Here is a 12,244-nt window from a genome sequence, read left to right on the forward strand (position 1 = left end):
CCTCTACTGCATGAATAATTTTCTAATTAAAACTGCACTCTTCTTAAGCGCAACCTTTTTATCAGTTACTCTTTTTGCACAAGGTTATACCTTCAAAAAAGTAGGTGAAATACGCGTTGAGAGCCTAGCTGACGTTAGGATCAGGGATTATGATGCTAAGAGGAAAATTTTCGCAGGCTTTTTAAATAAACGATCTGAGGGGATTGAGCTGGCTATTTTTGATGAAAATGGAAGGGTACTAACTAGTAAAAAAAGAGAAGGAGAAGGGCCGGAGGATTATCGCATGTCAGCGTTGACTATGGGGTTTTCAGCGGATGGAAATATCTGGGTTCAGACTTCGATGGAGCTTTTGAAATATGACTTGGAGTTCAATTTGATTAAGAAAACTAGTTTTGAACCGAAGACTACTACGGTCATTTACTCGGGCCCGAGGTCAACGTTTGTAGCTCTTACCAACGCAGATACACCGTCTTTTGCTCTCACTATTTCCGACGTCTCTAATAGGGTCGGCAATGACATAATTCCAAGTAAAACTTTTATGCTTGATTATTTTGATGCCAACGATGGTAAAATCAAATCAGTTATTCCTCTCTCAGCCAGAAATGGCTTTAAAGGAATAGAAAATGAGAAATTTTCTTCAAATGTGAATGCGATTTTCACTTCTGATTCTAAGAAAAATGAATTGTATTTTACTACTTCTTTGGATAATGAGATCACAGTTTACAATCCAATTAATTGGCATGTGATCAAGAGAATTCCTGTGAAACACGAATCATTTCAAGCCCTAGATGATATTCCAATCCGAGAGTCGAACTTACCAAGTATGCCTTCAGGAGGACGCCCAGTACTTTATGAGATGAATAGACAGCTGCTCGTGTTTGATGACAGGATACTAGGGCTGATGTATGTAAAAGGAGAATCTGAGTCAATGTATGAACGAAGGAAAAGTGAAGGTCAGCCTATTAGATTTTATGATCCGGATTTTTATAGCCTAATACTTTTCAAAGATGGGGTACAACTTCCAGGTGAACATACGATCTCAACTGGTTTAGTGGAAATGGCACTACCCGACAACAAATTACTAGTGAAGGCAAGTCTGGGGGATGAAGAACCGGATTACATTCCTTTTGAGATCTGGCAATTGGTAGAAAATTAAGCTCCGTAAACTACTAAAAGTGTAAAACATTCAACAGAATGAGTAAGCATTACACAGGCATTTTTAAACAAATCTGCATTTAAATCAAATCAGGGCGGTAGGTATGGTCATTGTAAGAATAGTTGGGAACACTAAACCAACTAATTTTATTATGAGAACAAGTAATGTAAATCAATCCGCAGCAAACACTTTCCGCAGAAAAACCAGAATTGCCGGAGCTACGCTGCTTTCTGCATTCTGTCTTTTAGGTATGACATCCTGTGAAGATGATGACGAGCCAATCTTAACTACCTACAATCAACAAGACCGAAATTTTGCGATGACTTCCTCGCAGTACCTCAATGCACAGATTAGCTTTGGTCAGCTTGCATTGAGCAATGGGGAAGATGATTCTGTGTTGGAATACGGCACCATGCTTTCGGAAGAAAATACACAAAGTAGAGCTGAGCTTGAAAGTATCTTAGCTGATACTGACGTGGAAATTTCTGGTGAAATTTCTGCAGCTATGCAGGCAAAATATGATGAACTAGAGATGCTGACAGGCGAAGACTTTGATATGGCGTTTGTTAATTTCCAGATTGAGCTATTGGATGACAACATCTCGATGTTTGAAAATCAAAACGACAACGGTGAAAACAATAACCTGAAGACGTTCTCTGATAAAGCCTTAGGTAAAGTAAAAGATCAGCGGGAAGATGCAGTTCTTGTCAAAGCTGAAATTGAGCTTGAAGATATTTAAGCTTAGGAAGTCAACATGTAATTGAAGAATTTATTCTTTTAATTAGTACATGATGATTTCTTTTGAGGCCGGTTTTTCTGAAAAGAAAACCGGCTTTTTTTGTTGATACTAGTTTAGCGTCAAATACCACATAGTTTTTCGCGAGGCCGCATTCTTAAGTTGTCCTGCTTCTTACAGTTACGCTTCTCCGGAAGCAGTATTGATGGTTATTCTAATTAAAATTCTTTTGCCAGAATCAGGCTGAAACACGTAAGGAGGCTACCTTTTCTTTAAGCCTCTGATTATTTGCTGCATAGTCAGCTGTCAAAAAAAGACGCTAGCCGCTTCCTGAGCTTCTTCAAAACCTTGATACCCACAAATCACTGCTTCAAAATCTCCTAGATTTCCTAAATGCTTTAAAGCCAAAGGATTTCCGAAATGCACTAAAATACAGGACTTGGTTTGGGCTAAACTTTTGATTTCAGCCAATTGCTCTTCAGCCATTCCAAATTGATTAAGTGGTTTGTGGGAAGGAACAAAAAGGGAAATAATTACTTTTTCAGCATGAGAAACGGAAGTTTTGGAAATTCCTGCTTCATACTTTTGATGGAGGTTTTTAGAAAAAGTGGATTCTGCTTGGCCAAAGTAATTTTGATAAACCAGCTTTCCTTCTTTTGCCAAATCTTGCAATTTCTCGGTAGCAATTTCACCAGAAACCAACCTTACATAAGCTTGGGCTAGTTGTCTTTGCAAGGCAGCATGATTTTCCCAGTCAAAGGCTGGAACATCCAATTTCTTAAAATCAAAGACTCCCAACTTCTTTTTTGTAGCCCATATTTTTTGAAAAACTCTCTCAATATCATCGTCGGAGGCGTTTTTAGCGATTTGCTCAATGCCTTCTTTCACATGATCAGAAAAGCAAAGAATATCATTTCCCGCTTGAAAAGCTTCCCATTCGAGTTGTCCCGGCTCAGGAAACAAGTTGGCAACAGCCTTCATATTTAGAGCATCTGAGATGACTAAGCCTTGGAAACCCATTTCAGTTTTAAGCAAATCAGTTATGACCTCCCTGGAAATGCTGGCAGCAACTTCCTTTCCGCCTGACAATGCCGGCGCTGCCAAGTGCCCGACCATGATCATTTCAACGTCCTGATCTATTCCATATTGAAATGGAAGCAGTTCTTCAGCCAGCAGTTCTTCCTTGGTCTTTTGAATCACCGGAAGACCTAAATGTGAATCCACCTGTGTATCTCCATGCCCGGGAAAATGCTTCAAACAAGCTCCAATCCCAGCTTTTTTCATGCCTCGGTACATGGCTAGAGAGTTTTTAGCAACTTCTTGAGGATTGGTCCCAAAAGATCTGTACCCAATCACAGGATTGTTTGGATTGGTATTTACATCAGCACATGGAGCTAGATTGAGGTGAATTCCTGCAGCTTTCATGTCCAGCCCCATTCTATATCCAACTTCTTCTATCAGTTCCAGCGAATTTTCTTTGATAGCTCCGAGAGTAATCGCAAAGGGATAGTGAGGGGTTTTCTCAATCCGCATCGCCAGGCCATATTCTCCGTCTATACTGATCAGCAGAGGCGTTTTTGAAATGGCCTGATACCGATTGATCAAACCAATCATTTTCTCTAAGGTTCCTGTTACATCGAGCACTTCAGCGCGCTTTTCGAAGTTGGCAGCAGCTGAATGACGGCTGTGAAAAAAGGTCAACCCACCGATTTCCTGTTCCTGAATAAGCTTTTCTATGGCTTGGTAGTTTTCCTCCGTATCATGGATAAAAGCTGCGGGAGAAAAGCATTGGGCGATTTTTTGGTTGAAATTCATTTAAGGTTTGAAAGATTGGATAATTGAAGTAGTGTAAAATTTCTTGCTTGCTAATATCAACAGAGGTGAGTAGGAAGGGTGGAAAGGAATAGCTGTGAGCCTTGTAAATCGTAAACCCGAAATCACTCCATTTTCTTTCCAAACTCCCTAGGATACTTCACACTTGCAGCGATTGCCAACGCGGGAATCATGGCAATTCCCACCCAGATAAAGAAACCGGTGTAGCCCAAATACTCTTGGATATAACCAGAAATCATTCCCGGTAGCATCATGCCCATCGCCATAAACCCGGTTGCAAGCGCATAGTGGGAGGTTTTGAAGAGGCCTTCAGCCAAATAAATCAGAAATATCATGTAAGCTGCAAAGCCAAAACCATAACCAAATTGCTCGATCACGACTACAGTTCCGGCAAAGATTATATTCTCAGGTTGGAAATAGGCCAAAGCAATGTAAAGCAAATTTGGAAGGTTGAGCGAAAGAGCCATTGGGATCATCCATTTGCCTAGTCCATGGCGCGAGATCGCGATTCCACCTAGTATTCCACCCAGAAGCAAAGCGATCACGCCTATAGTTCCATAGAGAAAACCGACCTCGGATGTGCTCAATCCCAAGCCTCCAGTCTGTCTTTCCTCCAAAAGAAAGGGAGAGGCCATTTTTACCAGCTGAGATTCACCCAGACGATAGAGTAATACGAATGCCAGTGAGATCCCAATATTTTTCTTGGTGAAAAAGGTGGTAAATACCTTACCAAAGCTAGCTTCACGCGTAGTTCTCTCGATAGATTCTTCTTCTACTTTTGGTGTGGCAAAGAAGTTTATGGCAGTAAGCAAAAGCATCAATCCGCCTACCATAATCATCGTCCAAGACCAGGCTTTGGTATTATCACCCAGACTAGTTTCCAAATACCCAGCCACCATGACGATCAAACCCTGACCTGTGATCATCCCTATTCTAAAAAAGGTGCCGCGCAATCCTACGAAAAATGACTGCTGCTCTGGCTTCAAGGCGATCAAATACATGCCGTCTGACGCAATATCATTGGTAGCTGACGCAAAAGCGCCCATCCAGAAAAAGGCTAAGGTCATGAAGAAAAAGTTATTTCCAGAAGTGGTCAGACCAACCCCCAGGAATACAAGCGAAAGTACTAGCTGCATGGATAGAAACCACTTCCTCTTCGTGCCAAAAAGATCCACGATCGGGCTCCAGATAGGTTTGATCACCCAGGGAAGGTAAAGTAGGCTGGTATATAGTCCGATGTCCGAATTGGATACACCAAGCTTTTTGTACATAATCACGGAGACTACGATGATGACGATGTAAGGAACTCCCTCGGTCATGTAGAGTGAAGGAATCCAGATCCAGGGACTTTTTTTAGGTGATTCACTCATGATTTGCGAAGCAAGTTTTCATAAATACTGATTTCTGACCCTTCGATTACTTTGGCATTTACTGCTTTACTATAGAATTCTTTAGGACCCACTCCGCCAATAATAGCATATCCGTACCCCATTTCCCTCATGGATTCCAGTGATTTGATGAGTAAGATTTTGCCGATCCTTTTTCCTCTTTCCTTTTCTAAAGTGCCAGTGGGGCCGAAGAAATTTCGCGCGGTACTTTCATAGCAGGCGAATCCCAGGATTTCATTTCCTCTTTGCGCGAGCCAGCAAGAAACCGGCTGTCTGCTGAAAGCAACCTCTACTTCGGACTGCCAGTATTCGCCGAATTGCTCCAAAATCCACGCACTCACCAAGTGCTTCTCAGGCGCAATAGCTCTTCGAAAGATTATGTGCTCGTTTTTCACTAGCTGAGCTTCTTCTTGAGAAACGTCAGGCAAACCGATCAATCGGACTAGCATGTCCTGCATACGCGGTGGTTTAAGGGATTTGATAAACTTGAGTTTGGACGATTCGGCCGTAATGGTCAATCCATCGAATGGCAAGATAGGCGGTATTTAAGCTTTTCACTTCCAGGGTTCTGGCTCTCATGCCGCCTACCCATACGGGATGTATTTCAGCATCTGCAAGCTGGGTCAGTTCATTTGCGCCTTGAATCAAAGCATAGCGAATCGCCGGGTCGAGCGGGTTTGCCATGCGAATAGTTGTCAATTCTGAATTTGCCTCCACTCCAAAAACCACAGGAATGTCTATAATCGCCTCGTTCTTTGGTTGGAAAGCCGGGGGCAAAGTAGGTTCGTTATACAGCTCGTTTTTCAGCAACTGAGCCACATCCTGATTCTTAATTTTCATGGATTTTGCCGAGAAAAAAGCATTTCCTTGAATGGTGGGTAGGGTACGGGTATAGGAGATTTGAGTATTGATCTCACGGGGATTGTTCCAGGCTACATCAGAATCTTCACGGATTTTGTATGGCCCATTTCCGATATAAATATTTGTGTTGTAGTGGTTTTTTGCCCACCAGTCATTCAGTGTTTTGTGAGACGCCAGCTTATGATCCATGCTCCAGTAGAGCTGAGGAAGCATGTAATCCACCCAGCCATTTTTCATCCATAGCAAGACATCTGCATAAAGATCATCGTAGTTGGTTTGACCGGCGCGGGTAGGCGAGCCTTTCGGGTCTTTATCCTGATTTCTCCACACACCAAAAGGTGAGATTCCAAATTGCACCCAAGGCTTACTTTGCTTGATGGTCTGATTCAGTGCAAAGATCAATTGGTTCACATTATCCCTTCTCCAGTCGTCCTGAGATTGACCAGGTTTTTTGTATTTGTCGTAAGTGCTTTTGTCAGGAAATTCCTGCTTCGCGATCTTGTAAGGGTAGAAATAATCGTCAAAGTGAATGGCATCAATGTCGTAATTATCCACGATTTCTTTGATCACCGCCAAAAGATGGTCTTTAACTGCTGGCAAACCCGGATTGAAATAATATTGCGTACCGTACTTTAGCATCCAATCCCGGTGAATGTTGTAGGCATGATCAGGGCTTAAACCTTCGGTATTCAGGTTCATCGTCGCTCTGTAGGGATTTAGCCAAGCGTGAAACTCTAATCCTCGGGCATGGGATTCCTTGATCATCCAGGTGAGGGGATTTTCGTCGGTTTTTGGTGCTTGACCTTGTTTTCCCGTCAGGTATTTGGACCAGGGAGCCAAATTACTTGGGTAAAATGCGTCTCCAGCAGTTCTTACCTGAACGATTACTGCGTTGAAATTCAAGTTTTTATAGTAATCAAGAAGGTCGGTGAAATCACGCTTTTGTTTTTCGTAAGAATCATCCGGAGAAATAGGCCAGTCGATGTTGGCAACGGTAGCAATCCACACTCCACGGAATTCTCGCGGCATCTCTGGCATTTGAAAAGTCAGAGGCTTTAATGCCACGGGAGCCATGGTCAAGGGTTTGGTAGGAAGGCTAGCGCCTGGATTTGGAGTCCCCGCTGGAGAAGTGATTGGATCTGTAGGTCGGGTTCCTGGAGCTACGTTTTTTTGTGATTTACAGGCTGAAAGTAAGAGGCCGAAGGCCAGTATGATAAAGAGATACCTAGAAAGGGATTGCATAAAAGGATAATCAGAGCGTGGGTACTGGTTTTAATTTTAAATCGGACAAGTTTTCACGGAGCTTTTTCATAAAAGCATCACCTGGGTCAGTTTTAACGGTGCGATAGTCAGGATCAGCCTCTTTCCACAAGTCTGTATTCTGAAAGTTTTGATACTCATGGTGTCCGATCACGTATTCGATCGCGTATTTTTTTTCGAGGTATCGGATCAAATCTTCGTTGGCTTTTAGCTGTTTTTTGGTCAAAGGCATGTCATCACCTCCGATGTTTTCTATCCCAATGGCTAGGTAATTTAATCCTATGGTATGCCTGGCAAAAGTGGTGTCTGGCAGTAGTCTAAAAATCATGCCGTCCCGGTCTATTAGAAACTGACTGGAAACATTGAGATTGCTTGCTCCGGTCAAATCAGCTCTTCCTGCCAGGGTAGGAGAGTTGAACACATCAAAAGTAGCTTCAATAGTGTTGATTGCAGTCCAGTGTACTACCACCATTTTGGGTACTATTGAAGCAGTTTCTTGCTTCAGGCCATGCCGATCCTTTAAGTATAGCAGAGATAATTCGGCTCGCTCTTGATTCCAAGTGATGGGTTTTTCATGGATTCTAAAGGTGGATTTTGGACTACAGGAGCTTTGAGCAAGGGAGAAGAAAGCTAGTCCTATAGCGAGAAAAGTGGCATTTAAACGATTGAACTTCATGGTCATGGGAAAATTTGATCTTCAAATTCAGAGATAGAAAGGTTATTTCTCACAGCTAAACTACCCAGAATATGGCAGGATCGAGAGGGAATCCGAGCTATTTTTTGCAAGAAATTTCAAATCCATCGTTTTTTTGCAAGTTTTTGCTGTTTTCGTTAGTTTCCCACATTCCTAAAGAAAAGACCATGCTGAAAGAAGAGAGACAGAAGTATATTTTGGATCAGGTGCACCTACATCACCGTGTGTTGCTCAATGACCTATCTGAATCGTTAAACGTGTCAATTGATACTGTAAGACGGGATGTGAAAGAGCTTGATCAGGAAAAAAAGCTTAAAAAAGTTCACGGTGGAGCGACTTCTTTCGGGTTTATGACCTTTACTAAGGACGATGGGAATATCTATCTAAAGTCAAAAAAGATATCCATCGCTGAAAAAACTGTCTCTTTGCTTTCTGATGGACAGGTGATCTTGATGAGTGGAGGGACGACAAATATGGAAGTGGCAAAACTGATTCCCAAAAGGTTGGAATTGACGGTTTTTACACCAAGTCTTCACGTAGCGATGGCTTTGCTTGATCATGAAAATGTGGAGGTAATATTTCTTGGAGGCAAACTCCTGCACGATGCCAAATTCGCTGTGGGAGGAACTGTGGTGAATGCGTTGTCTCAATTGCGTGTGGATCTATGTATTCTGGGAACCGGCTACTTAGATGCACAGTTTGGATTGACTGAGTTTGATTGGGAAGTGATCCAAGTGAAGCAGGCGATGATCAGAGCAGCGAAGAAGACTGTGATTTTGACCGTTTCTGACAAGTTACATTCCGTACAAAAATACAAAACCTGCGATATGACAGCTGTGCATACGCTGGTGACGGAATTGGAACCTTCTGATCCGCTATTGGATGCGTTCAGACCTTTTGAGCTAGTATTGGTTTAGTACAAAGCTTTTTGCTCCACCGCTTGTACTAAAAAAGCTTCCCATTTCTGAGAAGCTTATCACTAGTTTATTTGTTATCAATCTTTTTTGGTGGATCGTCATCATGCGCTCCGTCCTTGCAGCATTCGTCCAATTTTGCGTATGCTTTTGGGTCACGCTTCAGGGAGTCTGCATTATAGCCTACCATGGTGATACGCTTTCTGAGTTTGTCCGGATCTGTTTTTGAATCCAAATAAGCGATGTTTAGCACTTTGGTTTCCAAGTCCAAATTCACAGATTTTACACCTTTTTCGAAGGTGAGGTCTTTTTCCAGCGTCTCCTTGCACATCTCGCAGATGGCAGAAGTTTTTATGCCGATGGTTTTCACTTGAGCTTGTGCAGCGAATGCAAAAGCGGCGATAAAGAAGGTTACAAATAGCTTTTTCATTATTTCGTTTGTTTATTTTTTATTTAAAGTCTGTATTTGCCTTTAACCAAGTAGGCAGGAAAAGCAACATAGGATAGGTTAATTTAAGAATTGAGGACGCTTCGGTCTCCGGTCATCATTCTTTCAGCCATAAGAGCTAAGAACTCAAGGAGGCGGATATACTTGAGGACAATCAAACTAGTTAATCTTATACCTGATCCCGGTGTAGATCACTCTCCCGGCAATCGGCCCCCAAGTCATGGAAGCATCGAAATTCGAGCCAAATGGGTTTTCCGGATCTACGATAGGATTTGATTGTTTGAAATTTAAGATATTTTCTCCTCCCAGGTAAATGCTCCCCCAGCGAAATCCTCTACTTATCTGGGCATTCAACATAAAGAAGTCAGGTGATTCACTAGGCTGCTGAAACTCAACAGGACTTTCGCTGGTGTTAGGAATTCGCATCGGGCCATTCCAGTTTAAGGTCATATCGGCTTTCCATTTATCGTATTGTGTGGCATAAGCGACATTCATAAAGAATCGATCCTGACTTTGTAGCGGCATCTGCTGCAAAATTCCGTTAGTAGTCATCATCATCTGGTAATGCTTGTATGCGGCCTTAGCCTCAAATCTATCAGCGATAGGATAACTCGCTTCTATTTGGAAACTATTCGCATAGGAGCCGCTCTGGAGGTTATTGATCACCAACAATTCAGAACTTACATCCCGATCATACACCAATTGATTGATAAAATCAGTGTAGAAATAATCTGCAACGAGCGATAGAGGTCGATCATCAATTGTAAGTGTTCCAGCTACGCTCAGGCCCATATTCCAAGTTTCCTCAGGCATCAACTCAGCATTGAAGACCAGTTGCCTCGCGGATATCCAAACAGAGCTGTTTTCCATCAGTGCATTTGGAGTTCTGAATCCTTTTCCTACTGAACCTCTGAGGGTCCATTTTGGAACAAATTCCCACCTTGCGTGAACTCTGGGAGTGAAATAGGTGCCAAATAGATTGTGAAAATCTGCTCTAGCTCCACCTACTAAAGTGATGCGCTCGTTTGGAATAAAATTGTATTCGAAGAATAGTCCGGGCACTTGCTCTGTTCTGTACATCGCAGTATCCAGCCCAGTAGGCGTGTTTGAATCAAAAGTCTCTTCAAAGTCGTCGTAAAGGAAACTTACCCCGGTTTTATATTGATGAAAACTTGAGCCCAAGATATTCTGATATATAAAATTCCCATAGGCCGTTTTTTCTACGCCACGATATATTCTTCTCCCTGCTCCGCCATTGAAGTCCTGATAAGAAAGGGAGTATTGAAGTCCCCAGCTTTGGGTAGGCTTTTCAGGATAGATCATGCCTAGCTTCCCAAATACCTCTGCTTTTCTGGTGTCCATCTCGTAGCCGTACATGCTGCTAGTAGCTAGATCGCTAGTGAAGCCGAATCCTTTCTGCCCACCGGCATTGTCTGACATAAATAGATTGATACCAATCTGCGCCATGAGCCGATCTCCCTCATACTTATATCTGTTGAGAAAATTCAGCTGTCGCGCTTTAGGAAGATCCATAAATTCATCGTCGTTTCCATCGATCTCGGTGCTTAGATTACTAGCATGGAAAAGCACGCCAGAGCTCCATTTCTCAGAAATGGGAATTTGATGGTTTGCGTTGATTTCAATTCTGCCAAAAGAATTGAGGTAGCCATTCAGATACCAAGTATCCATGGATTCCGGTTTGAACAGATCCACATTGATCTGTCCTGACATGGATTCGTAGCCGTTGATGACTGAGCCAGCACCTTTGCCCACATCGATAGACTGAATCCATGTTCCCGGGACAAACATCATCCCTTGGCGAGAATTTAGACCCCGAATATTAGGTATTCCTTCTCTGCTGATCAGTACGTAGCGACCATCCAGACCCATCATTTGGATCATTTTGGTTCCAGTGACTGCATCAGCATAGGAGACATCCACGGAGGCATTTGTCTCAAAGCTCTCCGAGAGATTACAGCAGGCGGCTTTTTGCAGCTCTTTTTCACTGATAAGGATAGAAAGAAAAGGTGCCTCGTCCACCACTGACTCAGACCTCGCGCGAATGGTGACGCCTTCTAGAGCTGCACCACTTTCTTGAAGAATGATCAGCATTTCGCGGTCGAAAATGGGAGCTACAGTATCTGGTTCGAAACCGATGTATGTGACAACTAAGCGGTCATTTTTTGACACATTATCCAGTTCAAAATGTCCATCAATAGAGGTGATAGCACCCTGAGGTTTGGCCAGTACTTTGATACTGGCTCCGATAAGTGGCTCGTTGGATTCGGATTGAACCTGGCCTTTTATGCTGCCTTGAGCAAAACTAAGAGCTGGCGCAATTACGCATCCTATAAATAGAAGTTTTCGTAACATGTTGACTTGCTTGTGATTGAATAAAATTCTTTTCGCTAGTAGCGAATAAAAAAACAAGCAACTCTTATATCAGGAAGGATTGGTGAAGTATGGTTAGATCAGGAGTGGGGCGATCTGGAAAAAGATATACTGATCGTGATGGCAACAGTTCGGCAGCTTCCTGGCCAGGAATCGTCATGACATAAGCCAAGACAAAGTCTGGTGAAAGGTGAATCTGAAAATCAGCTTTGCCAAAATAATCGTCAGATTCAGCAGAAGCATATTCATCTGAGCAACAACCTGGATCGTTAGCCAAGCTCAATTCAACACCACAACAATCAGTTTTCTCTGGTGCAATGGTAAACTCAGTGCTTTTCAGTTCATCACCACAATAATGTGCTGCCAGTGTCAGATTGATCTGACCTGTCAGAAAAAAGAGGAGCATTAATGTGGAGATGATAGATTTCATGTCTGGCACAAAGGTCGGGATTTCATTTGTAAAAGAAAAACCTACCTCCATTACGCGTAGTTAGGAGGTAGGTTTTGAAATAATGAAATTATGGTTATCCGCAATAATGCCAATCACCTTATATTCCTTGCTG

The 12,244-nt window shown here is 42.6% G+C and carries 11 protein-coding genes; 3 read left to right on the forward strand and 8 right to left on the reverse strand.

Annotation, left to right across the window (positions count from 1 at the left end):
- The first annotated feature begins 10 nt into the window (after positions 1–10).
- Positions 11–1,156 carry a hypothetical protein gene (locus tag ABJH64_RS16870; RefSeq protein WP_348275616.1) on the forward strand — a complete coding sequence of 382 codons (1,146 nt, stop codon included), beginning with the start codon at positions 11–13 and terminating at the stop codon, positions 1,154–1,156.
- A gap of 151 nt (positions 1,157–1,307) precedes the next feature.
- The gene (locus tag ABJH64_RS16875) at positions 1,308–1,895 is read left to right on the forward strand and encodes a DUF4142 domain-containing protein (protein WP_348275615.1); all 588 of its coding nucleotides are present in this window, start codon (positions 1,308–1,310) and stop codon (positions 1,893–1,895) included.
- Positions 1,896–2,198: 303 nt separating this feature from the next.
- Here ABJH64_RS16875 and ABJH64_RS16880 read toward each other — a convergent pair whose 3' ends face one another.
- The 5 genes from ABJH64_RS16880 to ABJH64_RS16900 form a co-directional block, all read right to left on the reverse strand.
- Positions 2,199–3,707, reverse strand: a complete 1,509-nt coding sequence (locus ABJH64_RS16880; RefSeq protein ID WP_348275614.1) for a glycoside hydrolase family 3 N-terminal domain-containing protein — start codon at positions 3,705–3,707, stop codon at positions 2,199–2,201.
- A gap of 122 nt (positions 3,708–3,829) precedes the next feature.
- On the reverse strand, positions 3,830–5,095 hold the full coding sequence (locus tag ABJH64_RS16885; RefSeq protein ID WP_348275613.1) for an MFS transporter: 1,266 nt from the start codon (positions 5,093–5,095) through the stop codon (positions 3,830–3,832).
- The gene (locus ABJH64_RS16890; RefSeq protein ID WP_348275612.1) at positions 5,092–5,571 is read right to left on the reverse strand and encodes a GNAT family N-acetyltransferase; all 480 of its coding nucleotides are present in this window, start codon (positions 5,569–5,571) and stop codon (positions 5,092–5,094) included. The genes ABJH64_RS16885 and ABJH64_RS16890 overlap by 4 nt, the downstream gene beginning before the upstream one ends.
- 10 nt (positions 5,572–5,581) lie before the next feature.
- Entirely contained in the window at positions 5,582–7,216 is a 1,635-nt protein-coding gene (locus ABJH64_RS16895; RefSeq protein ID WP_348275611.1) for a family 10 glycosylhydrolase, read from the reverse strand.
- A gap of 10 nt (positions 7,217–7,226) precedes the next feature.
- Complete coding sequence (locus ABJH64_RS16900; protein ID WP_348275610.1) at positions 7,227–7,910, reverse strand: peptidoglycan recognition family protein; 684 nt, start codon at positions 7,908–7,910, stop codon at positions 7,227–7,229.
- A 71-nt stretch (positions 7,911–7,981) separates the two neighbouring features.
- Here ABJH64_RS16900 and ABJH64_RS16905 point away from each other — a divergent pair, with 71 nt between their 5' ends.
- Positions 7,982–8,845 (forward strand): DeoR/GlpR family DNA-binding transcription regulator, encoded by an 864-nt coding sequence (locus tag ABJH64_RS16905; protein ID WP_348299053.1) that lies wholly within the window; start codon positions 7,982–7,984, stop codon positions 8,843–8,845.
- 67 nt (positions 8,846–8,912) lie between these two features.
- Here the strand turns inward: ABJH64_RS16905 and ABJH64_RS16910 are convergent, their stop codons facing one another.
- From ABJH64_RS16910 to ABJH64_RS16920, 3 genes are all read right to left on the reverse strand, one after another.
- Entirely contained in the window at positions 8,913–9,272 is a 360-nt protein-coding gene (locus tag ABJH64_RS16910) for a heavy metal-associated domain-containing protein (protein WP_348275608.1), read from the reverse strand.
- Positions 9,273–9,449: 177 nt separating this feature from the next.
- Positions 9,450–11,663 (reverse strand): TonB-dependent receptor, encoded by a 2,214-nt coding sequence (locus ABJH64_RS16915; RefSeq protein WP_348299051.1) that lies wholly within the window; start codon positions 11,661–11,663, stop codon positions 9,450–9,452.
- 64 nt (positions 11,664–11,727) lie between these two features.
- Complete coding sequence (locus ABJH64_RS16920) at positions 11,728–12,162, reverse strand: hypothetical protein (RefSeq protein WP_348275345.1); 435 nt, start codon at positions 12,160–12,162, stop codon at positions 11,728–11,730.
- Positions 12,163–12,244: the final 82 nt, after the last annotated feature.

The organism is Algoriphagus sp. (genome assembly GCF_039969895.1).
Classification (GTDB): Bacteria; Bacteroidota; Bacteroidia; order Cytophagales; family Cyclobacteriaceae; genus Algoriphagus.